Annotated in this window: 21 protein-coding genes; 10 read left to right on the top strand and 11 right to left on the bottom strand. The window is 68.6% G+C overall.

Going from position 1 to position 22,400, the window contains the following annotated elements; translation table 11 throughout:
- Nucleotides 1–96: 96 nt before the first annotated feature.
- Nucleotides 97–1,680, bottom strand: a complete 1,584-nt coding sequence (locus WKC72_RS35125) for an MFS transporter (RefSeq protein ID WP_370181092.1) — start codon at nt 1,678–1,680, stop codon at nt 97–99.
- 90 nt (nt 1,681–1,770) lie between these two features.
- Here WKC72_RS35125 and WKC72_RS35120 point away from each other — a divergent pair, with 90 nt between their 5' ends.
- Nucleotides 1,771–2,442, top strand: a complete 672-nt coding sequence (locus tag WKC72_RS35120) for a TetR/AcrR family transcriptional regulator (RefSeq protein ID WP_037232733.1) — start codon at nt 1,771–1,773, stop codon at nt 2,440–2,442.
- A 204-nt stretch (nt 2,443–2,646) separates the two neighbouring features.
- Here WKC72_RS35120 and WKC72_RS35115 read toward each other — a convergent pair whose 3' ends face one another.
- A complete protein-coding gene (locus tag WKC72_RS35115) occupies nt 2,647–3,702 on the bottom strand; it encodes an adenylate/guanylate cyclase domain-containing protein (protein WP_052033217.1) in 1,056 nt (351 codons plus the stop codon).
- A gap of 162 nt (nt 3,703–3,864) precedes the next feature.
- On the opposite strand from WKC72_RS35115, the gene WKC72_RS35110 reads away from it, so the two are divergent.
- Nucleotides 3,865–4,584, top strand: coding sequence for a DUF6319 family protein (locus tag WKC72_RS35110; protein ID WP_128639804.1), 720 nt, complete (start codon nt 3,865–3,867; stop codon nt 4,582–4,584).
- A gap of 114 nt (nt 4,585–4,698) precedes the next feature.
- Nucleotides 4,699–5,352, top strand: a complete 654-nt coding sequence (locus WKC72_RS35105) for a S1 family peptidase (protein ID WP_370181091.1) — start codon at nt 4,699–4,701, stop codon at nt 5,350–5,352.
- 66 nt (nt 5,353–5,418) lie between these two features.
- On the opposite strand, the gene ilvD is transcribed toward WKC72_RS35105, so the two are convergent.
- Nucleotides 5,419–7,113 (bottom strand): dihydroxy-acid dehydratase, encoded by a 1,695-nt coding sequence (ilvD, locus tag WKC72_RS35100; RefSeq protein WP_037232741.1) that lies wholly within the window; start codon nt 7,111–7,113, stop codon nt 5,419–5,421.
- A gap of 37 nt (nt 7,114–7,150) precedes the next feature.
- A complete protein-coding gene (locus WKC72_RS35095) occupies nt 7,151–7,717 on the bottom strand; it encodes a TIGR03086 family metal-binding protein (RefSeq protein WP_112301087.1) in 567 nt (188 codons plus the stop codon).
- An 84-nt stretch (nt 7,718–7,801) separates the two neighbouring features.
- On the opposite strand from WKC72_RS35095, the gene WKC72_RS35090 reads away from it, so the two are divergent.
- The 4 genes from WKC72_RS35090 to WKC72_RS35075 all read left to right on the top strand — a co-directional run bounded on the left by WKC72_RS35090 (nt 7,802) and on the right by WKC72_RS35075 (nt 12,697).
- Nucleotides 7,802–8,800: an aldo/keto reductase gene (locus WKC72_RS35090; RefSeq protein WP_370181090.1), complete on the top strand. Its 999-nt coding sequence runs from the start codon at nt 7,802–7,804 to the stop codon at nt 8,798–8,800.
- 45 nt (nt 8,801–8,845) lie between these two features.
- Nucleotides 8,846–10,114 carry a nitrate/nitrite transporter gene (locus WKC72_RS35085; RefSeq protein WP_037197583.1) on the top strand — a complete coding sequence of 423 codons (1,269 nt, stop codon included), beginning with the start codon at nt 8,846–8,848 and terminating at the stop codon, nt 10,112–10,114.
- A 91-nt stretch (nt 10,115–10,205) separates the two neighbouring features.
- A complete protein-coding gene (locus WKC72_RS35080; protein WP_370184632.1) occupies nt 10,206–11,786 on the top strand; it encodes an FAD-binding oxidoreductase in 1,581 nt (526 codons plus the stop codon).
- Nucleotides 11,783–12,697 carry a diacylglycerol kinase gene (locus tag WKC72_RS35075; protein ID WP_370181089.1) on the top strand — a complete coding sequence of 305 codons (915 nt, stop codon included), beginning with the start codon at nt 11,783–11,785 and terminating at the stop codon, nt 12,695–12,697. Before WKC72_RS35080 ends, WKC72_RS35075 begins: the two co-directional genes overlap by 4 nt.
- Before the next feature lie 4 nt (nt 12,698–12,701).
- Here WKC72_RS35075 and WKC72_RS35070 read toward each other — a convergent pair whose 3' ends face one another.
- Entirely contained in the window at nt 12,702–13,085 is a 384-nt protein-coding gene (locus WKC72_RS35070) for an RNA-binding S4 domain-containing protein (RefSeq protein WP_037232752.1), read from the bottom strand.
- Between the two features lie 45 nt (nt 13,086–13,130).
- Nucleotides 13,131–14,621, bottom strand: a complete 1,491-nt coding sequence (locus tag WKC72_RS35065; protein WP_370181088.1) for an MFS transporter — start codon at nt 14,619–14,621, stop codon at nt 13,131–13,133.
- A gap of 79 nt (nt 14,622–14,700) precedes the next feature.
- Between WKC72_RS35065 and WKC72_RS35060 the strand changes: the two genes are divergently transcribed.
- Both WKC72_RS35060 and WKC72_RS35055 read left to right on the top strand, forming a co-directional pair.
- Nucleotides 14,701–15,156: a GNAT family N-acetyltransferase gene (locus tag WKC72_RS35060; RefSeq protein WP_370181087.1), complete on the top strand. Its 456-nt coding sequence runs from the start codon at nt 14,701–14,703 to the stop codon at nt 15,154–15,156.
- 53 nt (nt 15,157–15,209) lie between these two features.
- A complete protein-coding gene (locus WKC72_RS35055; RefSeq protein WP_005561883.1) occupies nt 15,210–15,629 on the top strand; it encodes a hypothetical protein in 420 nt (139 codons plus the stop codon).
- 15 nt (nt 15,630–15,644) lie between these two features.
- Here WKC72_RS35055 and WKC72_RS35050 read toward each other — a convergent pair whose 3' ends face one another.
- Nucleotides 15,645–17,093 carry an MFS transporter gene (locus WKC72_RS35050; RefSeq protein WP_370181086.1) on the bottom strand — a complete coding sequence of 483 codons (1,449 nt, stop codon included), beginning with the start codon at nt 17,091–17,093 and terminating at the stop codon, nt 15,645–15,647.
- Nucleotides 17,094–17,179: 86 nt separating this feature from the next.
- On the bottom strand, nt 17,180–18,424 hold the full coding sequence (locus WKC72_RS35045; RefSeq protein WP_370181085.1) for a hypothetical protein: 1,245 nt from the start codon (nt 18,422–18,424) through the stop codon (nt 17,180–17,182).
- Nucleotides 18,425–18,515: 91 nt separating this feature from the next.
- Between WKC72_RS35045 and ubiG the strand changes: the two genes are divergently transcribed.
- On the top strand, nt 18,516–19,355 hold the full coding sequence (ubiG, locus tag WKC72_RS35040; protein ID WP_112301080.1) for a bifunctional 2-polyprenyl-6-hydroxyphenol methylase/3-demethylubiquinol 3-O-methyltransferase UbiG: 840 nt from the start codon (nt 18,516–18,518) through the stop codon (nt 19,353–19,355).
- Here ubiG and WKC72_RS35035 read toward each other — a convergent pair.
- From WKC72_RS35035 to WKC72_RS35025, 3 genes are all read right to left on the bottom strand, one after another.
- The gene (locus tag WKC72_RS35035; RefSeq protein ID WP_037232765.1) at nt 19,346–20,194 is read right to left on the bottom strand and encodes a 3-hydroxybutyryl-CoA dehydrogenase; all 849 of its coding nucleotides are present in this window, start codon (nt 20,192–20,194) and stop codon (nt 19,346–19,348) included. The two genes, ubiG and WKC72_RS35035, sit on opposite strands and share 10 nt — an antisense overlap.
- A 74-nt stretch (nt 20,195–20,268) precedes the next feature.
- Nucleotides 20,269–21,429 carry an acyl-CoA dehydrogenase gene (locus WKC72_RS35030; RefSeq protein ID WP_037232767.1) on the bottom strand — a complete coding sequence of 387 codons (1,161 nt, stop codon included), beginning with the start codon at nt 21,427–21,429 and terminating at the stop codon, nt 20,269–20,271.
- A gap of 172 nt (nt 21,430–21,601) precedes the next feature.
- On the bottom strand, nt 21,602–22,300 hold the full coding sequence (locus WKC72_RS35025) for a TetR family transcriptional regulator (protein ID WP_370181084.1): 699 nt from the start codon (nt 22,298–22,300) through the stop codon (nt 21,602–21,604).
- Nucleotides 22,301–22,400 lie beyond the last annotated feature (100 nt).

The following is a 22,400-nucleotide window of genomic DNA, read 5'->3' as shown; positions in this document are numbered from 1 at the left end:
TACCCCTTGATCTGTGACTAGGCGGTCAACTAACTGTGACATTCAGTAACTGATACTGAACGATACAATGACGGCGGTCACAAGGGCAATGTTCGCTCAGTCGACGTCGGCCAGTTCTTTCGGCGATTCGGTCGTCGGCGCGGAGCCCTTCCGTCCGGGAGCCCACACCGCGAGCAGCAGCGACGCGGCGAACAACACGCAGGCCAGCACGATGGATGCCTCGTCGAAACCCTTCAGGAACGAGTCCCGCGCGAACGTCGCCAGCTGCTCGCCCTGGGGGCCGGCAACTTCGGCGACCTGCAGTGCCGCCGCCAGGGAACTGGACACCGGCTCCTTCGCGGCCTCCGGAACGGCGTCGACCGCCGGCTGCACGTGGGTGCCGTACCCCGCGGCCAGGACGCTGCCCGCCAAGGCGACCCCGATGGCCGAACCGATCTCGCGCGCCGTGTCGTTGACGGCCGACGCGACACCCTGCTTCGCGTCCGGGGTGTTCTGCACGATGGCCGCTGTCGCGGGTGCCGTGCACAGTCCGATACCGAAGGCGGCCACGATGAGCGGGCCGCACACTTCCGCGTAGCTCGAATGCGCATCGAGCCGCACCAGGAGGAGGATGCCGAGGCCGAGCAGTGCGGAACCGGACGCGAGCAGCGGCCGGAGCCCGACGTGCGGGATGAGCATCGGCATAACCGCGGACATCGCCACGACCGGCACGGCGATGGGGGCGAGCGCGAGCGCAGACTGCAGAGGGGAGTAGTTCAGCACCAGCTGCAGGTACTGGACGACGAGGAAGAAGAGGCCGAGAGACGCCAGGAACTGCAGTAGGAGCGACATCGACCCGGAGCCGAAGGCGCGGTTGGCGAACAGCCAGACGTCGAGCAGTGGGCGTTTTCTGCGCAGTTCCACGAGGGCGAACGCGGCCGCGGCGGCGAGGCCACCGACGAGCAGTCCGAGCACGACGGGATCCAGCCAGCCGCGCTGCGGCGCCTCGATGGTTCCCAGGACGAACAAGCCGACCGCGGCGGCGATCAGCGCGGTGCCGGGCAGGTCCAGTGGTGGGCGTTCGGTCTCCCGGGAGGAGGAGATGGTGAAGCCCGTGACGAAGATCAGGGCGGACACCACGGCGAGGCTGATGAAGATGGCGTGCCACGACCACTTCTCGAGCAGGAGTCCGGAGACGAGCAGGCCGGCGATTGCGCCGGACCCCGCGACGCCCGACCAGATGCCCACGGCCCGGCCTCGGTGTGCGGGCGGAAAACCGGCCGTGAGCAGTGACAATGTTGCGGGCATCACGAGGGCGGCGCCGACGCCCGCTATCGCCCGGGAACCGATGATCCACTCGGGGCTGTCGTTCAGGATCGGAATGGCGGAGCCGAGGCCGAAGATCAACAGCCCGACCATGAGCAGCCCTCGCCGGCCGTACCGGTCGCCGAGCGCGCCCGCCGGAAGCAGCAGGGCGGCCAGGGTGAGGGTGTAGCCGTCGACGATCCACGTCAGCTGGCTCTGGGTCGCGCCCGTGTCGCGCGCGAGGTCGGGGAGCGCGGTGTTCAGTGCCGCCATCGCCGCGACGACGAGTGCGACCGCGCAGCACGCGACCGTCAGCATCCAGATCTGCCGAAGGGTCCAGCCGGTGGTGTTGCTCTGTTCGGTGTCCTGCGGTGGTGCGGAGTCCCGAGAGCGCACGATGAAGTCCCTCCGTGAAAGTAACGAGACTGTCAGTATCGTTGGTAGACTGGCGGTTCACAAGAGGTCGGGCAGTGGCAGGAACGGGCGGTGCAGATGACCGAGCAGGATCCCCGCAGGCAGCGCTCCCGCGCGAGACTTCTCGACGCCGCGACAACTCTTCTCGCGAAGGGCGGCACCGACGCCGTCACGATCGACGCTGTCACCAAGCTGGCGAACGTGGCTCGGGCCACGCTCTACCGGCACTTCGACAACGGCACCGAACTGGTCGCCGCGGCCTTCGGGAGGCTGATCCCACCCGCGCCGACAGTGCCCGCCGACGGCGACCTCCGCGACCGGCTGGTCGAGTTGATGGTCAGTCAGGCGAAGCTCATCGAGAGTGCACCCATGCACGTGACGGCCATGTGCTGGCTGGGCATGGGCCCTGCGTTGGACGACTACTCGAGCGCGGCCGCCGTCGAATCGGACAAACCGGAACTGCGGACGCTGCGGCAGACCATCGTCGAGCAGTACCGGGCGGCGTTCGACCAGGTCTTCGGAACACCCGAGGCAGCCGAACGACTCGGCGCATTCGACTACGACCTCGCCCTCGCGCAACTGATCGGACCACTCGTCTTCACCCGGCTCGCGACCCTGACCCCGCTGGGACGGGTCGCGTGTGAGCAGATCGTCGACGACTTCCTCGCCGCACGCGCCGCCCAGGTCGCCGCCGGTCCCGCCGAGCCGGCACTCCTCGAGATACCGCCTGCTCAGGCATTGTGACGTCGACAGCTCCGGACGTCGTCATTACCGTGGCACGTGCGCGCGGCACCGGATGCCGCGCGTATCGAATGAATGGTGTGGGAAGGTTTCTCGATGATCACTGATGCACTCAACTGGCTCCTCGGTGCTTGGGGCGGCGTCGCCGCCGGCAGCAGCGGATACTCCATCCCGCCCGGAACCCTTCCCTTCGGAAGCTGACGGTCGCTAGGCGTCCCGGTCTCGGCGCAACACGAACTGTTCGAGTCTTCGTATCCCTCGAACGCGTCGTGGACGTAGCTGCTTGAGGTAGTAACCGGGAGCGTCGGCGAGTTCGTGGGCGAGCGCCTCGTCGATCAGCACCGTGCCGGGACGCGCCGAACCGGTGAGTCGCGCCGCGGTGTTGACGACGGAGCCGTAGAGGTCGCCGAAGCGGACGAGCACCGGACCCATCGCGAGACCTACCCGCAGTTCGGGGTCCGTCTCGTCCGGCAGAACCTGCTCCCGCAGCTGCAGGGCGATCTCCGCCGCATCGGCCGGCGACTCGACGGCGAACATGACCTCGTCGCCGACCGTCTTCACCACCCATCCCTGATGCCGGCCGATGACCGACGTCGACGCCGACTCGAATCGTTCCAGAAGGTCGCTCAGTTCCCGGGCGCCGAGCTGACGGGTCAGCGACGTGTACCCGACGATGTCCGCGAAGCCGACGACCAGTTTCCGGCTCGCGACCTCCTCTCCGGGGTTCCCCACGTTGCGACCGGTGGTCGAGGCGATGTGCCTGCGCCACACGTACGCCTGCAGAGACTCGACCGCCGGAAGGATCTCGGCGGTGAGTTCGCGCACCTGCTCCCGGATGGCCTGCTCGTCGCTGCCCGCGGACCCCGCGAGCTGATCGACGATGTGGGTGCTGATCAATGAAACCTGCCATTCGGCGAGCCGCGACATCGACTGGCCGAGAGCACGAGCCGCCGCCACTTCGCGTTCCGGTGAGATGATCCCCTGGTCGACGAGCGACGCGATGGTGCGCAACGCGGCGGCGTCCCCCTCGGTGAACATGACGCCGTCCGGATCGGTGTCGACCGCGAAACCCATCGACACCCACAGGCGGTCCGCCCGTTCGAGGGACACCCCCGCGAAGTCGGCGATCTCGGCCCGCGTGTAGCGGCGGGGCCCGCCCAGAAGCGACTCCTCGAGATCGGCCTGGACGTCGCGGAGCAGGCTCGGTGAGATCTCCGTCGTCGTTGCGGTCTCGTCGCCGTTCTCCGGTGCTTCCGACGTCACGTCGTTCCTCTCGATACGTTCGATCCGCACGCATGGTCGCGGTGCGTCCAGTCCCTCAATCTGCCACTGTCCGAGCCCGTCCGATGCGGAACCGTCGGTGGGGTGTGCGAGAGTTGCGGTGCTCACGAGCGTAACCAGGAGACAGACCAGAAAGGACAGCGCATGCCGCCCCGTAGACGTTCCGGTGCTGCCGCACCGGATCACCTGACCGCGGAGAATCTCGAGACCCTCGCTGCCGCGATCGCGGAAGGCAAGCGGGCCACCGTGTATCTGCGCGAGGCGATGCCCAGCCTCGGACTCGAGGCCGGAGCCTCGGCGAAAGTTATCTCCGTGCAAGGCAATACGGTCTTGATCCGCCCCAAAGGTGTCGACGACGAGCTCCCCTTCGAAGCAGAGGAGCTTCTGATGAGACGAACTCCCGCCCCCAAGCCCGCGCCCGCCGCCCCCGCGGCGCCGGCCGTGCACCAGGAAATCGAACCCGGTCCGCCCCCCGCCCCCAAGACTGCAGCCCCCAAGACACCCGCCGCCAAGACCGTCGCGACGCCTCAGCCCGCCGCCGCGGTCCCGAAACCGGCCGCGGCACCGGCCAAACGCACCAGCAAGAAGGTGCCCGCGGGAGTCAGCGTCACCATCCACGCCGGCGCCGACAACGACTGGAGCGTCACCGTCGCGCACGGAGCCAAGCGCCCCGGCAAGGCCGTCCCCGTCTCGCCGGACGCCGTCGAGCGCGCCGTCCGGGAACTCGGGGAGGAGACGGCGATCGAGGCCGTCGAGTCGATCATCGTGGCGGCACGCAACCTCGCGGCGGCCCGGGTGGACGAGCTGAGCCGGCAACTCGAGGACGCCCGCAAAGCACTGGAGGCGCTCGGCGCCGTCGAGTAGTACCCGGGCGGGTCACGGTCGCTACATCGGCATTCCCCCACGCAGGTCCTGCGCGGGTGGGATTCTTATGGGGAGACACGCGGCCGTCGGGGCTCATCCGGGAAGGTTCGAAAAATGTTGAAACGATTCGCGGCGGTTGTTGCGGCGACAGCGGGAATTCTGGGATTCGTTGCGGCGGGGTCCGCGACAGCAGCTCCGGCCGCCGTCTTGGGGGGCGGTTCGGGGATCGTGGTGAACGACGAACTCGTCTGCTCACTCACCACCATCGGACACGACAACGCGGGCCGGCTCGTCGGCCTGACGGCGGGCCACTGCGGTGAAGCGGGCTCATACGTGGTGCCCGAGGCCAGTCAGGACAGCGGCATCGTCGGCGAGTTCGTCATCTCCAATCCTGCGCTCGACTACGCGGTGATCCAGTTCGACCCGGCGAAGGTCGTTCCGGTCAACAGGGTCGGCGGCGTCACCATCACCCACATCGGCGCACCGGCAGCCTTCCCGCAGGTGGCGTGCAAGGAAGGCCGTACCACGGGAAACACCTGCGGCATCGTCTACGGCGACCTCATGCAGACGGGGGAGACGTGGACCCAGGCCTGCGTGATCGAGGGTGACTCGGGCGCGCCGATGGTCGTCGGCACCACCCTGGTGGCCATGGTCAACGCCTACCTCGCGGCACCGTGCATCGGCCCGGAGATCGGCACCAACCTCAACTCGATCATCGCCGACATGAACGCGAGCGGCGGTCCCGGCGCCGGGTTCCGGCCCATCTAGGCCCTCCGGGCCCGTGCGTGGTTAACGAGTCTCTGGACTCGTCAACCACGCACGGGCGCGAAGCGCCTACCCGCAGACGGCGCCGCCCGAGGCGGAACCGACGAGCTTCGTGTACTTGGCCAGGACCCCGCGGGTGTAGCGAGGGGGCAGAGGCTCCCACCCGTTCTTGCGGCCGGCGAGTTCCTCTTCGTCGACGAGCAGTTCCAGCGTGCCCGTGCCGACGTCCAAGCGGATCTGGTCGCCGTCGCGGACGAACGCGATGGGTCCGCCGTCGACGGCCTCCGGCGCCACATGGCCGACGCACAGGCCGGTGGTGCCGCCGGAGAATCGGCCATCGGTGAGCAGGAGTACGTCCTTGCCCAGCCCGGCGCCCTTGATCGCGCCGGTGATCGCGAGCATCTCGCGCATGCCGGGACCGCCCTTGGGGCCCTCGTAGCGGATGACGACAACGTCACCATTGGTGATCGTGCCGTCCTCGAGGGCATCCATCGCGGCGCGTTCCCGTTCGAAGACGCGGGCGGTGCCGGTGAAGACGTCGGAATCGAACCCCGCCGACTTGACCACCGCGCCGCCCGGGGCGAGGGAACCCTTGAGGATCGTGATTCCGCCGGTCGGGTGGATGGGCGAGCTCATCGCGCGGAGCACCTTGCCGTCCGGGTCGGGAGGGGCGATGGCCGACAAGTTCTCGGCCATGGTCTTCCCGGTGACGGTGAGGCAGTCGCCGTGCAGCATCCCGGCGTCGAGGAGGGCCTTCATGATGACGGGTACGCCGCCGATGTGGTCGACGTCCTTCATCACGTGCTTGCCGAACGGTTTGACGTCCGCGAGGTGCGGGACGCGGGCGCCGACGCGGGAGAAGTCGTCGAGGGTCAGTTCCACATCGGCTTCGCTCGCGATGGCCAGCAGATGCAGGACGGCGTTGGTGGAACCACCGAACGCCATGACCACGGCGATGGCGTTCTCGAACGCCTCCTTGGTGAGGATGTCCCTGGCGGTGATGCCGCGGCGGAGCAGTTCGACGACGGCTTCACCGCTGCGCCTCGCGAATCCGTCGCGTCGACGGTCGGTAGCGGGCGGGGACGCGCTGCCGGGCAGCGACATGCCGAGCGCCTCGGCGGCGCTGGCCATCGTGTTCGCGGTGTACATTCCGCCGCACGCGCCCTCGCCGGGACAGATGGCTCGCTCGATGGCGTCGACGTCCTCACGGCTCATCAGTCCGCGCGAACAGGCGCCGACCGCCTCGAATGCGTCGATGATGGTGACGTCGCGTTCGGTGCCGTCCGACATTTTTGCGATACCCGGCAGGATCGAACCGGCGTAGAGGAACACGCTCGCGAGGTCGAGGCGGGCCGCGGCCATCAGCATGCCGGGCAGCGACTTGTCGCAACCGGCGAGCAGCACCGACCCGTCGAGGCGTTCGGCCTGCATCACCGTTTCCACACTGTCGGCGATCACCTCACGGGAGACGAGGGAGAAGTGCATGCCCTCGTGTCCCATCGAGATGCCGTCGGATACGGAGATGGTGCCGAACTCGAGGGGATATCCGCCGGCGGCGTGCACGCCGTCCTTGACGGCCTTCGCGAGCCGGTCGAGCGACAGGTTGCAGGGGGTGATCTCGTTCCAGGACGACGCCACGCCGATCTGGGATTTCCCCCAGTCGTCGTCGCCCATGCCCACCGCACGGAGCATTCCGCGCGCTGCGGTCTTCTCCAGTCCGTCGGTGACGTCGCGGCTGCGGGGTTTGGGATCCGGGGTACTCATGTATCCCAGCGTAGGCGGGACCCTCGGTGGCGGTTGGTTAAATGCGTTGCCGGGGATCGCGACCGGTCAGGGCGATCAGGCGATCCTGAAGCGGCGCGTCGTCGGGAACGTCGACGGGGTCGGCGAACAGCCCGCTCTCGGAGAGCATCTCGCGTTGGCCGTCGAGATCCGACCAGACGCCGGCGACGAGCTGCGGGTCGAGTGTGTCGTCGGATCCGGTGGCCTTGGCGAGGTCCCATGCGTGGATGGTGACGTCGGCGATCTGCTGCCGCAGGTACGGCTCGAGCGGCACCGTGCCGTAGGACAGGTGCACCTGCGTGTGCGGGTCGGTCGACGACCACGCGTGGATGGCCGCGTCCGAATACCGCTCCCATTCCGACCGCATGTCGCCGTGCAGGGGCTCGATGTCCGGGGTCGCTTCGCCGACCGTCTTCCCGGCGAGCAGTGGGGGAACCCACTGCTGTTCCTCGATGACGTGCCGCACCAGCTGGGTGACGTCCCATTCGTGGTCCGGGGTCGGCGCGGACCAGTCGGTGATCGCGGCGACCCGTGCACCGAACTCGCGGTGGGCGATGCGGGCGAGTTCGAACCAGTCGAATGCCATGTCTTCAGGGTAGAGGCAGCCGGGTCACGATCAGCGCGATTCCAAACGATGCACCTGTCGGGGTGCTCGGGAAGGATGGGGCGCATGACCAACATCCCCACCGTGCAGTTGTCCGAAGGCCTCACCGTCAGCGCGCAGGGCTACGGCGCCATGTCCGTCGCCCCCGTGTACGGCCCCGTCGATGCCGCGGAGGCGCTCGCGACCCTCCACCACGCCATCGACATCGGAGTGACGTTCATCGACACGGCCAACGTGTACGGCGACGGCGCGAGTGAGGTCGCAGTGGGCACGGTGCTGAAGGAACGCCGCGACGAGGTGCAGCTGGCCACCAAGTTCGGTCTCGTCGGCAACATCGCGAACGGCAGGCGCAGCATCAACGGCAAGCCCGAGTACGTGGCGCAGGCCCTCGACGAATCGCTGACCCGGCTCGGTGTCGACGCCGTCGATCTGTACTACCTGCACCGCGTCGACCCCGAGGTGCCCATCGAGGACACCATCGGCGCGATCGCGGAACAGGTGAAGGCCGGAAAGGTCCGCAACATCGGACTGTCGGAGGCGACCGGCGACGAGTTGCGTCGCGCGTCGCGCGTGCACCCCATCGCCGCGATCCAGAGCGAGTGGAGCATCTGGAGTCGCGACGTCGAGAAGCACGTGGTTCCCGCGGCAGCGGAGCTGGGCATCGGCTTCGTCCCGTACTCCCCGGTGGGCCGGGGCTTCCTCACCGGAACGTACGACCCGGCCACGCTGGGCGACAAGGATCTGCGCCGCCGGTTCCCGCGTTTCGGGGACGAAGCGCTGCCCGCGAACCTGAAGGTGCTCGACGTCGTCCGCGAGGTCGCCGCCGAACTCGACGCGACGCCCGCCCAGGTGTCGCTGGCGTGGCTGGACGCGAAGGGCCGCGAGTTCGGATTGCCGTCCGTGTCGATTCCCGGCACCCGGTTCGCGGCGCGCGTCACGGAGAACGCCGGCGCGCTCGCGCTCACGCTGACCGAGGGGCAGATCGCGCGTCTGGACCTGCTCGCGGATCTCACCGTCGGTGAGCGCACGGCCGATCCGACCTGGGTGTCGCTGGGCCGCGAGTGACTTCACCCGGCGGGTAATACCTGCTGGGGGGTAGTTTGATCTGCGATGAGCAGAGTGTGGTTGGTGTGGGGCGTCGGGGTTGTCGCTTATATCGTCGCCGTCCTGCATCGAACCTCGTTCGGTGTGTCGGGCCTCGCGGCGACGGAACGATTTTCGATCAGTCCGAGTGTGTTGTCGGGTTTCGTCGTACTCCAGATCGTGGTGTACGCGGGGATGCAGATCCCTGCCGGTGTGCTCCTCGACCGGTACGGGTCGCGGATCATGATTTCCGCGGGCGCCCTCATCATGGCGTCGGCGCAGATGCTCCTCGCGCTCACCGAATCGCTGCCGCTGGCGGTCGCCGCGCGCGTTCTCGTCGGCGTCGGCGACGCGATGACCTTCATCTCCGTGCTGCGCCTGGTACCGCAGTGGTTCGCGCCGCGGCGGGTCCCGCTCGTGTCGCAGTTGACCGGCATCTTCGGTCAGATCGGTCAGATCCTGTCGGCGTTGCCGTTGATGCTGTTGCTGAACGGGCCGGGCTGGAGTTTCGCGTACGGCAGCGCGGCGTCGCTCGGGTTGCTGTCCTTCGTGCTGGCCGTCTCCGTCATCCGCAATGCCCCTCCCGGTCTGGAGGTGGTGGCCGCGCCCGCCGGACTGCGGGAGGTGGGCAAGCAGATCCGCGCCGTGTGGGGTCGTCCCGGCACCCGGCTCGGGTTCTTCACCCACATGGGCACGCAGTTCTCGATGACCACATTCGCCCTGCTGTGGGGTGTGCCGTACCTGAGGTCGGCGCAGGGGTTGTCGCCGGCGGAGGCCGGTTCGCTGCTGACCCTGTCGGTGATCTCGGCGATCGTGGCCGGCCCGATCATCGGCATCCTCAGCGGCCGCTTCCCGATGCGCCGCTCCTATCTGGTGCTGGCGATCATGATCAGCAACGCGGCGATCTGGACCGTCGTCCTGTCGCTGCCCGGTCCGGCGCCGATCTGGTTGCTGATCGTGCTCGTGATGGTGATCTCGGTGGGCGGCCCCGGTTCGATGATCGGCTTCGACTACGCCCGCATGTTCAACCCCAGTACCAGCATGGGAACGGCGCAGGGGATGGTCAACATCGGCGGCTTCCTGGCGTCGTTGCTGGTCATCCAGGCGATGGGTCTGATCCTCGACGCGATGGGCGGGTATTCGTTCGACGCGTTCCGGGTGGCCTGGCTCGTGCAGTACCCGGTCTGGATCGTGGCGATCACGGGTGTTCTGGTGACGCGTGGGAAGACGCGGAGGCAGATGGGGTTGGTGCTGCGGCCCATCCGTCAGGTGTGGCGGGAGCGGGGCGGTCGCTGAAAGGGCTAGTTACACTCTTACATGATGTGTAACACTATAACGCATGAGCAATGAGCGATCGGCAGATCACGCCGTCCTGACGGCACCCCCGATGCAGTGGGACGCCTGGGGCGCGCCGGAAAAGCACAAGGTCCTCTCGGACGGCATCAAGGGACTGCTGCAGCAGGCCCTCGGCGTCACGATCAGGGAGCCGTCCGACCGAGCGGCCGACGACGTCGTCCTGGCTCCGAGCGCACTGTCCGACCAGCAGGTCGCCGCGCTCGCGGGCATCGTCGGAGAGCAGTTCTGCAGCACCGCGCACTCCGACCGGCTGCTGCGTTCCGGCGGCAAGAGCACGCTCGACCTGCTGCGTCGCCGCAGCACCGAACCACAGAACGCGCCCGACGCCGTGATCACTCCCGGTACGGACGACGAGGTCGCCGACGTGCTCCGGTACTGCGCCGGCAACGGCATCGCCGTGGTGCCGTTCGGCGGCGGAACGAGCGTGGTCGGCGGACTCGACCCCGTGCGCGACCGATTCGACGCCGTCGTCTCGCTGGACCTGCGCCGGTTCGACGCGCTGATCGACCTCGACACCGACTCCGGCATCGCGACGCTCGGGGCGGGCGTGACGGGTCCGCGCGCCGAGGAACTGCTCGGCGCGCACGGCTTCTCGCTCGGGCACTTCCCGCAGAGTTTCATGTTCGCGACAATCGGCGGCTTCGCGGCCACCCGGTCGTCGGGGCAGGCGTCCGCGGGGTACGGGCGGTTCGAGGACATGGTGCAGGGACTGCGGGTGGTGACCCCCACCGGGACTCTCGACACGGGGCGCGCCCCGGCCTCCGCGGCGGGTCCGGAGCTCGGCGAACTGTTCGTCGGGTCGGAGGGAACGCTCGGCGTCATCACCCGGGTGCGGGTGCGGGTGCACGCGGTCCCCGGCACCACCGTCCGGGAAGGGTGGAGTTTCCCCGACTTCGAGACCGGCGCGGCCGCCCTGCGTGCGCTGCGGCAGGAAGGTGCGGTCCCGACCGTGCTGCGACTGTCCGACGAGGCGGAGACTGCGGTGAACCTCGCGACCACCGACAAGATCGGGGAGGAGACCGTCACCGGCGGCTGCCTGGCGATCACGACGTTCGAGGGCACCGCCGAGCACACCGCGGAGCGGACGGCGGAGGCTCGCGCCGTGCTGGTGGCACACGGCGGCACGTCCCTGGGGGAGGGGCCCGGAAACGGTTGGGAGCACGGCCGTTTCGACGCACCGTACCTGCGCGACTCGCTGCTCGACGCGGGAGCGCTGTGCGAGACACTGGAAACCGCGACCACCTGGGGCAACCTCGCTGCGCTCCGCACGGCCGTGACCGCCGCACTGACGGAATCGCTGTCCGGGCAGGGCACCCCGCCGCTCGTCCTCTGCCATATCTCACACACGTACCCGACCGGCGCCTCGCTGTATTTCACCGTCGTGTCCGCGCAAGCGGAAGACCCGATCGAACAGTGGCAGAAGGCCAAGACCGCCGCCGGTGATGCGATCGTCGCCGCCGGCGGAACCATCACGCACCACCATGCGGTCGGAGTCGACCACCGGCCGTGGATGCGGGACGAGATCGGCGACCTGGGCGTCGCGATTCTGCGGGCGGTCAAGGATACGGTCGATCCGGCGGGAATCCTCAACCCCGGCAAGCTGATTCCGTGAGCACGCAGCAGGTGATCGAGAAGGTCACCGTCCTCGTCAACCCGCTCGCCGGGCACGGGCACGCACCCGTCGCGGGACGGAAGGGGGTGGCGCGTCTGCGGGAGCGCGGGGTCGCCGTCACCGAGATCATCGGGACGGACGCCGATCACGCGCGCATGCTGGCCCGCCGGGCGATCGACGACGGCACCGACGCGCTCGTCGTCGTCGGCGGGGACGGCGCCATCAGCATCGGGTTGCAGGCGGCCGCGCAGTCCGGGACCCCGGTCGGGCTGATCCCGGCCGGCACCGGCAACGACCATGCGCGCGAATTCGGTATCCCCGTCGGCGATCCCGTCGCCGCGGCCGACGTCATCGCCGACGGGGAGGTACAGGAGTCCGACCTCGCCAGGATCACGCTCACGGACGGCGCGGTGGTGTGGGCGGGCACGATCGTCGCGAGCGGATTCGACTCGCTCGTCACGGACCGCGCCAACCGGATGTCCTGGCCGAAAGGCCCGATGCGGTACAACCTCGCGATGCTCGCGGAACTGACGCAGCTCCGCCCGCTGCACTACACCATCGAACTGGACGAGGAGTCGTTCCAGGTGGACGCCACCCTCGTGGCGGTGGGCAACGGACGCTCCTACGGCGGCGGCATGCAGATCTGTCCGGGCGCCGACAAGACCGACGGCCTGCTCGACGTCACGGTCGTCGACTACGGGCGCCGGTCGCGGCTGGTCCGGCTGTTCCCCCGGGTCTACAAGGGCACTCACGTGGATCTCCCCGACGTGCAGACCTACCGCTCGCGGAGGGTGCGGTTGCAGTGCGACGGCATCACGGCCTACGCGGACGGCGACCGGGTCGGTCCGCTGCCGGTCACCATCGAGGCGGTGCCGGCCGCCCTGCGCATCCTCAGTCACACCCCGGCCTGAGCGGTCAGAGCCCCCGCAACCGGTCGATCTCGCGGCGTTCGCGTTTGGTGGGCCTGCCCGCGCCGCGATCGCGCTGCGGTATCGACGCGAGGACTTCGCGTGGTGGGGGCGGTGGAGTGTTGTCGGCATAGCACTCGACCGCCACCACCGCGCCTACTCGTTTGGTGATGGGCCGGACGACCTCGACGATGCGTTCGACACCCGCCGCGCGGATGCGGACCTCGTCACCGGCCTTGACCGGCTGCGCGGGTTTGGCGGTGGTGCCGTTGACCCGCACGTGCCCCGACCTGCAGGCGGCCGCCGCCGCGGAGCGCGTCTTGAACAGCCGGATCGCCCAGGTCCAGCTGTCGACCCGGACGCTCGCGGGGTCGGTACCGGAAATCGCCACCCGACCAGGATACGAAAGCGCGCGCCGAGGCGGCCTGCGGGCGCGTCACTCGTGCGGCGGAGCGGGACTCGACCGGGCGAGGGTCGGTTGCACGGCCGGACCGGTGACGTCGCAATGTGGTTTGCAGGCAACCGAATCCGGGACGGGACCAAGCGGGGTGGGAGCGGGCGGGGCGGGCGCCCGGATCAGGGCTGCGGCGATGGTCGCCCCGACCAGGAGCAGTGCGATGCAGATGTACATCGCGATGCGGAAGCCGTGCGAGAAGCTGTCGGGGTCGATCATGCTTTCGGCGTCGATGCCGGCGATCCCGGGGAGTGCGGCCACCGCCAGCAGCTGGCTGGTGCGCGCGACGGCGTTGTTCACTCCGGAGGCGATGCCGGACTGCTCCACCGGGACCGACCCGAGCACGGCGGCGGTCAGCGGCGCGACCATGGCGGACAGTCCCAGGCCGAAGACGACGACGCCGGGCAGTACGACCGTCCAATAGTTCGCACCCGGCCCGATCCGTGTCATCAACAGCAGGCCGACCGCGGCCAGTGCGGGCCCGACGGTCATCGGCAGTCGGGGGCCGTGGGTCTGGGCGTAGCCGCCGGCGCGGGAGGAGAAGGCGAGCATCGCCAGCGTGATCGGGATGGTGGCGACCCCGGCTTCGATCGGCGAGTATCCGGCCACCAACTGCAACTGCAGGACCAGCAGGAAGAAGACGCCTCCGAGTGCGGCGTACACGGCGAGCGTCACCAGGTTCGCCGCCACGAACATGCGCGACGCGAACAGGCTCGGCGGCACCAGCGCGTTCGGTGAGCGCCGTTCCACCACGACGAACGCGATCAGCGCGACGGCTCCGACCACCCCGGCGATCAGGTTCATCTCGATCAGACCGTAGGTGAGCGCGCCGAGACCGATCACTGCGCACACCGACCCGAGCACGTCGAGGTGATCGGACGGATGCGGGTCCCGGCTCTCGGGGACGTGCCGCATCGACGCCCACACGACGACGACGGCGAGCGGAAGATTGATCAGGAACACCGACCGCCAGCCGGCCACTTCCACCAGCCAGCCGCCCAGTAGCGGTCCGATCGCCCCGGCCACCCCGCCGAGTCCCGACCACAGTCCGATCGCGGCACCCCGGTCGTCCTCGTGGATGGACGCCGAGATCAATGCGAGGCTGCCGGGGGTCAGCATCGCGGCGCCGACACCCTGCAGGATCCGCGCGATCACGAGCATCGTGATGTCGGGTGCGATGCCGCACAGGAGTGACGCCACCGCGAACCAGACCGTCCCCCAGACGAAGACGCGGCGTCTGCCCCAACGGTCCCCGAGTGCCCCGCCCAGCAGGATCAGCGACGCCAGGGCGAGGGTGTAGCCGCTCAGTACCCACTGCATTCCCGCGACATCCGACCCGAGGTCCTCGCCGATGTGCGGCAGGGCGATGTTCACCACCGTGCCGTCCAGTAGCGCGAGGCTCGAGCCGAGAACGGTGGCGGTGACCACCCACCGCCCCTGGCGGGTGCTCAGGCGTAGAACTGTCTCGGTCATCTCCCCATGGTGCGCCGCGGTCCGGGCCGGTGCGGTGCCCGTTGCGATTTCTCGCGCCGGCTTCGGCATACTCGAGCACGTGTACATCGAAGTCGACGACCTGTCCCGCGCGGCCGTGCACGGACTGCTGGCCGAGCACCTGGCGGACATGCGTGCGACGTCGCCGCCCGAAAGCGTGCACGCCCTCGACCTGCCCGGTTTGCAGGACCCGTCGGTCACCGTGTGGACGCTGTGGGACGAGGAGGCCGTGCTGGGCACCGTGGCTCTGCGTGAGCTCTCGCCGGCCGAAGGCGAGATCAAATCGATGCGGACGGCCACCGAGGCGCGCGGGCGGGGAGTAGCCATCCGGCTCCTCGCGCACCTGGTCGACGAGGCGCGGGCACGCGGGTACGTCCGGCTCAACCTCGAGACCGGCACCGAGGACTTCTTCGCCCCGGCCAGGCGTCTGTACTCCGAGTACGGCTTCACCGAATGCCCCCCGTTCGGGGACTACGGCAACGATCCGAACAGCATCTTCTTCACACTCGCCCTGTGACGGCCCTGTCCGTGCGACACTTTCCGCCACGCACCTCGATATACGGAGAACTCATGGACATCATGCGCAAGGTCGCGGTCGGGGCCGTCGCGGTGGCCGGCCTGTCTTTCTTCGCCGCGGGGACGGCCGCAGCAGACCCGGTGCCGGCACCCATGCCGCCGCCGCTACCCGCGCCGATGCCGGTCCCGTTGCCTGCCGGGACATACCTCGGCACCACCAACGTTCTCGGTGGCGACCTGATCTGGAAGGGCAAGACGTTCGGACCCGGGTGGGTCATGGACAACTTCGGGGTGTTCTTCCCGTACATCTTCGGCATGACCACTCCGGAAGCGAGCGGTTCCCTCGTCACCGACTACAGCCCCTCCGGGTTGCCTTTCCTGACCGACCGGATCACCCCGAGGCCCGACGGGACCTACGAGGGCACCGTCTACATCAACGGCAACCCCGTGGCGGGGTACGCCCTCCACAAGTAGGCAACCGGCAACGGTCTACACCTTCGACGGGGCGAGCGGTTCGGGGGTGATCGAATTCGGCGCCGCGGGGGTGGCGCGGCGGGTGGGGATGGCCAGCGTGATGGCCGCGGCGGCGAGTGCGACACCGCAACCGATCAACAGGCCTGTTCGGAAGCCGCCCTCGGTGGGCAGGGTGTGGCCGGCGACCTGGACGCTCATCTGGGCCAGGACCACTCCGACGACGGCCGCGGACACCGCGGTACCGACCGAGCGCATCAGGGAATTGACGCTGTTGGCGGACGCGGTGGCGGATTGCGGCACGGCGCTCATCACCAGTGCGGGCATCGCGCCGTAGGCCAGTCCGACTCCCGAGCCGCAGATGCAGGTCACCACGACCAGGCCCCACGTCGACCCCATCAGGAACATCGACGACCCGTAGCCGAGCGCGATGACGAGGCTTCCGACGAGCAGCGTGACCTTCGGTCCGCGGGTGGACGACAAGCGGGCCCCGAAGGGGGACACTGCCATCATCATCAGGCCCGAGGGGGCCATCCACAGGCCCATGGCCAGCATCGACTGTCCCAGGCCGTATCCCGTCGACGTCGGCAACTGCAGGAGCTGCGGAACGATCAGGGACTGGGCGTACATGGCGAAGCCGACCACGACGGACGCGGCGTTGGTCAGCAGCACCTGACGGCCGGCGATCACCCGCAGATCGACCAGTGGTTCGGGAGTGCGGAGTTCCCACCAGCCCCAGGCCGTCAACGCGATGACCGTGGTCGCGAACAGGCCGAGGGTGGTACTGCTCGTCCAGCCCCAGTCGGCGCCCTTGGATACGGCCAGCAGGAGGGACACCAGTCCGACTCCCAGTCCGACTGCCCCGATGGGATCGAAGCGGGCCGCGGGTCCGTGGACGGGCGTGGCAGGCACGAAGAACCAGAGCAGCACGGCGATCAGCGCGCTGAGCCCGGCGGCGCCCCAGAACAGCGCGCGCCAGCTCGAATTCTCGGCGACCGTTGCGGCGAGCGGCAGACCGAGGGCACCGCCGATGCCCATCGACGAGCTCATCAAGGCGATGGAGGAGTGCAGGCGCTCGGGTGGCAGCAGGTCCCGCAGTGCGCTGATTCCCAGCGGAATCATGCCCACGCCGATGCCCTGCAGCCCTCGGCCGATCACCATCGGGGCCAGGGACGTCGCGAGTGCACAGACCACCGAGCCGAGGACGAGCGGCACGGTGCAGATCAACATCATTCGCCGCTTGCCGTAAAGGTCGCCGAGACGTCCGGTGACCGGTGTCGCCACGGCGCCGGCGAGCAGCGTCGCGGTGATCACCCAGGACGCGTTGGAGGCGGTCGTGTCGAGCAGTCGGGGGAGGTCGCCGATCAGCGGCACCACGAGGGTCTGCATGAGTGCGGCGACGATGCCGGTGAATGCCAGCACGGCGACGAGGCCGCCCGGGCGGACGGCGGGCGTCGGACTGTCCACACGAATCTCCTCAACTCTGCGAAACACAATTTGTGCACCATACACAGCGTATGCATGGTGCACAACATGTGTATCGTGCAATGAGCTCAGGAGGGACGTTGTCCGAGGTAGGCGGCGGCGCCACCGCACGCGACCACGGCAGCCACGGACAGTCCGGTCGATGTCCACGCCCACGAGTCCGGCCCCAGCGTGCTCTCGGATCCGACGAGCGGCGCGTACGCCGTCCACCCGTAGTCGGCGATCAGCGGGACCGCCAGCGCGGCCGGGGCCGCCAGCGACGTCGCGGAGACCGGTTCGCTCGACGGCAGACTCGACGCGACCGCGTACGAGGCCGCGAGCGGCAGGAGGAGCCACGTCGCACCGAAATGCACGGTGTCCCACGGTGGGTTCTCGAACAACGCCGACGCGGCCACGACTGCGAGCGCCGCGATGCCGGACACCGGCTGAGGGAAGCGCCTGCCGAGCACGGCACCCGTCAGCACGAGCGCCGCGGCCACCAGCAGCCACGGCCAGGAGTCCGGGAACGCCGCCACGCCGATGTCCCCCGCGGCGACGAACGCCATCGCGGCGAGCAACACGATCCCGGTGCGGCCCTCCAGCCACAGCGAGGCGGCGATCACCACCGCGACGAGGACGAGTCCGAACATCCACCGGCCCTGCATCGCACCGTCGGCGCCCACGTTCCAGACACGACGGACGAACCACCAGTACAGCACCAGCCCGATCAGCGGCAGAACGATCCCGACGACGAGGGCGCGCCCGCTCACTGCGACCTCCGTCCGCTCACCGAGGTCGCCGAACGCGAGTGTGACGGCCAGAACCACGGCCGTGAGCGCGAGGAGGGTCAGCGTCACCGGCTCGAACAGGGGTTCCGGAAGGTAGTCCGCGTAACGCCGGGGAGCCGACGTCCAGAAGTGGTCGATCGGGCCGGCGAGGAGGAATCCGGTGAGAACCCCCGCCGCGAGTGCGGTCTGCAACCACGCCCGGTCGGCGGTGGCGCACAGTCCGACGAGTCCGCCGAGCAGAAGGCCCGCACCGACTCCGCCGAGATACACCTCGAAGTCCCACGGCCCCGTCGCCGGAGCGACACCCAGCAGCGCGAGACCGGCGAACGACAGCGTCGACAGGATCCGGCGGGCACGCACCAGCGCTGCCACCAGGACGCCGACGATCGCGGCGAGGGAGGCGCCTGCGGCCGGACCGGCATACAACGCGTCCAGGCGGTCGCCGCCGACCACGAACGCGAAATCACTGGACGTGGTGGACGTCAACGCAATTCCCGCGACGAACCCGCCCAGCAGCAGGAAGACGTGCGAGATCCTGAATGTCATCTCCTGAGCATCGCGTACGGGCACCGGCCTTGAAGTGACCGACGCGCAGGAGAAGGCTGGAGGTCGTCGCTGTGCTCTCGGCAGAGAAGGGGTGGTCCGCTTGGTCATCGACAACGACGTCTACAACCGCGTGGGGGAGTCGTGGTGGGAGGAAGAGAACCCACTCAACCTGCTGCACGGAAGCCTGACGCCGGGACGATTCGCCTACTTCCGCAAGGTGCTCGGCGAGACGGTCGGTCATGATCATCGCGGACTCCGCGCCCTCGACGTCGGGTCGGGCGGCGGGTTCCTCGCGGAGGAGTTCACCCGCATCGGGTTCCGGGTGACGGGCATCGATCCGTCCCCGGTGTCGGTGGACACCGCGCGGCGTCACGCAGCCGGCTCGGCACTCGACATCGAGTACCGCATCGGGTCGGGCGAGCAACTGCCGGTGCCGGATGCCGCGTTCGACGTCGTCTACTGCTGCGACGTCCTCGAGCACGTGTCGGATCTCGACGGTGTGATCGCCGAGACGTCCCGCGCGCTGAAACCCGGTGGCCTCTACCTGTTCGACACCATCAACCGCACGTTCGCCAGCAAGCTCGTCGCGATCAAGATCATGCAGGAGTGGCGGATGACCCGGATGTTCGACACTCCCATCCACGACTGGTCGATGTGTATCCGTCCCGCGGAACTGGCTCCGATCATGGAGCGGCACGGGCTGCGGCTCGGCGAGTTCGTCGGGCTCGGCCCGCGGTCGAAGAATCCTCTCCGGCTCCTCGACCTCGCGCGGGCCGGCGGAACACGGCTCAGTTACGGGGAGTTGAGCCGCCGACTCGACTTCGGGCAGATCAGGAGCACGGCCATCTCCTACATGGGATTTGCGGTCAAGAACGGCGAAAGCCCGCCGCGACAGCGCGACGGGCTTCCGGAGGGGCGTGATCAGCTGTAGTCGTAGAAGCCCTTGCCGCTCTTCTTGCCGAGGTGTCCGGCGTCCACCTTGCGCTTGAGCAGCGTCGGGGGAGCGTAGTGCGGCTCCGCGAACTCCGCGTACAGCGACTCCGCCGCGGCGAGGGTGATGTCGAGGCCGACGGTGTCGATCAGCGTCAGCGGGCCCATCGGGTAGCCGCAGCCGCCCTTCATGGCCTCGTCGATGTCCTCGGCGGTGGCGTAACCCGACTCCAGCATCCGGACCGCCGACGTGAGGTACGGGATGAGCAGCGCGTTCACGATGAAACCCGCACGGTCACCGGCCCGCACCGTCTTCTTGCGCAGCGTGTTCTTCGCGTAGTCGGTGACCGCGAGGACGGTCTCCTCCGACGTGACCAGGCTGACCACGATCTCCACCAGCGGCATCACCGGCACCGGGTTGAAGAAGTGGACACCGACGACCTGCCCGGGACGCTGCGTGGCGTTGGCCATCTTGATCAGCGGGATGGACGACGTGTTGGACGCCAGGATGCCCGACGGCTTCACGATCTTGTCGAGCTTCTGGAAGATGTCGACCTTGAGGGACTCGATCTCCGGTGCCGCCTCGATCACGAGGTCGCGGTCCGCGAAGTCCTCGATGTCGAGGGTGACCCGCACGCGGGCGAGCGCGGCGTCCGCGGCGTCCTGGTCGAGTTTGCCCGCCTTGACCCCGCGGGCCAGGGACTTCTCGATCCGGGCCTGCGCGGCCTCGGCGAATTCCGGCTTGGTCTCGAGGATGAGAACCGAGCTGCCGGCCTTGATGCATACCTCGGCGATGCCGGCACCCATGGTGCCGCCGCCGATCACGCCTACTAGTTCCACAAATTCTCCTCACGTAGCCGTGCGTGGTTAGCGAGTCCAGAGACTCGCTAACCACGCACGGGCGGCGTAGCCGCCTACTTCAACAGTGCACGCGACATCACGACGCGCTGGATCTGGTTGGTGCCTTCGTAGATCTGTGTGATCTTCGCATCACGCATCATCCGCTCGACAGGGAAGTCGGTGGTGTAGCCGGCGCCGCCGAACAGCTGGACGGCGTCGGTGGTGACCTCCATGGCGACGTCGGAGGCGAAGCACTTGGCGGCCGCGGAGATGAAACCGAGGTTCTTCTCGCCGCGCTCGGCGCGAGCCGCGGACGTGTAGACCATGAGGCGCGCGGCCTCGACCTTCATCGCCATGTCGGCGAGCATGAACTGCACGGCCTGGAAGTCGCTGATCGACTTGCCGAACTGCTTGCGATCCTTGGTGTAGGCGAGAGCGGCGTCGAGGGCACCCTGCGCGAGGCCGACTGCCTGCGCGCCGATGGTGGGACGGGTGTGGTCGAGGGTCTGCAGCGCCGTCTTGAAACCGGTGCCGGGCTCGCCGATGATGCGGTCGCCGGGGACCTTGCAGTTCTCGAAGTAGAGCTCCGCGGTGGGCGAACCCTTGATGCCGAGCTTCTTCTCCTTCGGTCCGACGACGAAGCCCTCGTCGTCCTCGTGGACCATGAACGCGGAGATGCCGTTGGCGCCCTTGTCGGCGTCGGTGACGGCCATGACGGTGTACCAGCTGGACTTGCCACCGTTGGTGATCCAGCACTTGGAGCCGTTGAGGATCCAGTCGTCGCCGTCGGCCTTGGCGCGGGTGCGCATGCTGGCGGCGTCCGAACCGGCTTCACGCTCGGACAGTGCGTAGGACGCCATGGCCTCGCCGGACGCGAGCTGCGGCAGGACCTGCTGCTTGAGCTCCTCGGACCCGTTGAGGATGAGGCCCATGGTGCCGAGCTTGTTGACGGCGGGGATCAGGGACGAGGAGCCGCAGACGCGGGCGACCTCTTCGATGACGATGCAGGTGGCGACGGAGTCGGCGCCCTGGCCGTCGTATTCCTCGGGGACGTGGATGGCGTTGAACCCGGAGTTCACGAGGGCGACGCGGGCCTCTTCGGGGAAGCGTGCGTCCTCGTCGACCTCCTTCGCGTAGGGTGCGATCTCCTTCTCGGAGAGCGCGCGGATCGCGGACCGCAGTTCGTCGTGCTCTTCACCGAGCTTGAACAGATCGAAGTCCGGATTTCCGGCCATGGGGCGCTCCTTGCTGAGTCTCGACGGCACCGAGTCTGAATAGGCACTCCGTGCCAAGGTCATTGTCGTTCAGGTGGGCCGCAACGTTCGTGGTCGGCAAACTACTGCCACTACAGTGCAGTCAACCACGGCACTGAGTGCCAGTCAAGGGTGGTTGTCGTCACCCGGCCACTCAGCGCCGGCGCCGGGACAGCTGGGCCTGGATACGCCCGGTGATCTCCTCCACCGGCGTTCCCGGCGGGTACGACACCACCAGCACAGCGTCCTGTTCCTGCGTCGATGCCCCCGGAGCGACGCCGAACGTCCGGCGCACGTCGAGGAGGGCCCGCTCCAGTTCGTCGGCGGTCGCGTCGGGGTCACCCTTGATCATGTTCCGGAGCAGGAAGTTGTGGCACGCGGTGACGGCGGCCGCGAATCCGATGACCTTCAGGACCGGTTCGGTGGGTACGACGCCGCGCAGGTAGTCGACGAACAACCGCTCGTAGCGGAACCCGGTGACGATCTCCCGGTCGCGCAGGGCGGGAACCCGCTGGACCACCTGGTACCGGCGGGCCGACAGCTCCCGATTCTCGCGAAACCGGTCGAAGACCAGGCCCGCCGTCCTGCAGACCGCCGCCCACGGGTCGTCGGAATCCGTGGACAGATAATCGCCTGCCTGCTGCAACAGCGATTCGTGATCGGCGAAGATCACGTCCTCCTTGGAGCGGAACTGCCGGAAGAACGTCCGCCGGGACACGCCCGCGGCCGACGCGATCTGCTCGACGGTCGTCGCCTCGTACCCGTTCTCGGAGAACAGCCGGATGGCCTGCGCCACGACGTGGACGCGGAAATCCGCGGGATCGATGCCGGGTGTGTCGACGCGCTCGGTCATGGGGCCCAGTATCCATTGGCGGCTTTGACCCCGCAGTGCCCTGGACCCGGCGCGCCCTGCGGGCGGATACTCGAAACAGTGCGTCCGTCCTGGTAGGGCG

It is taken from the genome of Rhodococcus wratislaviensis, assembly GCF_041228765.1.
Classification (GTDB): domain Bacteria; phylum Actinomycetota; class Actinomycetes; order Mycobacteriales; family Mycobacteriaceae; genus Rhodococcus_F; species Rhodococcus_F wratislaviensis.
This window is presented reverse-complemented; position numbering and strand designations above follow the sequence as displayed.

What these genes read in the sequence shown, in the direction of transcription:
- WKC72_RS35110 (WP_128639804.1), top strand. Translation starts at nt 3,865, where the DNA reads ATGCCGCCCCGTAGACGTTCCGGTGCTGCCGCACCGGATCACCTGACC.
- WKC72_RS35105 (WP_370181091.1), top strand. Translation starts at nt 4,699, where the DNA reads ATGTTGAAACGATTCGCGGCGGTTGTTGCGGCGACAGCGGGAATTCTG.
- ilvD (WP_037232741.1), bottom strand. Translation starts at nt 7,113, where the DNA reads ATGAGTACCCCGGATCCCAAACCCCGCAGCCGCGACGTCACCGACGGA.
- WKC72_RS35095 (WP_112301087.1), bottom strand. Translation starts at nt 7,717, where the DNA reads ATGGCATTCGACTGGTTCGAACTCGCCCGCATCGCCCACCGCGAGTTC.
- WKC72_RS35090 (WP_370181090.1), top strand. Translation starts at nt 7,802, where the DNA reads ATGACCAACATCCCCACCGTGCAGTTGTCCGAAGGCCTCACCGTCAGC.
- WKC72_RS35085 (WP_037197583.1), top strand. Translation starts at nt 8,846, where the DNA reads ATGAGCAGAGTGTGGTTGGTGTGGGGCGTCGGGGTTGTCGCTTATATC.
- WKC72_RS35080 (WP_370184632.1), top strand. Translation starts at nt 10,206, where the DNA reads ATGCAGTGGGACGCCTGGGGCGCGCCGGAAAAGCACAAGGTCCTCTCG.
- WKC72_RS35065 (WP_370181088.1), bottom strand. Translation starts at nt 14,621, where the DNA reads ATGACCGAGACAGTTCTACGCCTGAGCACCCGCCAGGGGCGGTGGGTG.
- WKC72_RS35055 (WP_005561883.1), top strand. Translation starts at nt 15,210, where the DNA reads ATGGACATCATGCGCAAGGTCGCGGTCGGGGCCGTCGCGGTGGCCGGC.
- WKC72_RS35045 (WP_370181085.1), bottom strand. Translation starts at nt 18,424, where the DNA reads ATGACATTCAGGATCTCGCACGTCTTCCTGCTGCTGGGCGGGTTCGTC.
- WKC72_RS35030 (WP_037232767.1), bottom strand. Translation starts at nt 21,429, where the DNA reads ATGGCCGGAAATCCGGACTTCGATCTGTTCAAGCTCGGTGAAGAGCAC.
- WKC72_RS35025 (WP_370181084.1), bottom strand. Translation starts at nt 22,300, where the DNA reads ATGACCGAGCGCGTCGACACACCCGGCATCGATCCCGCGGATTTCCGC.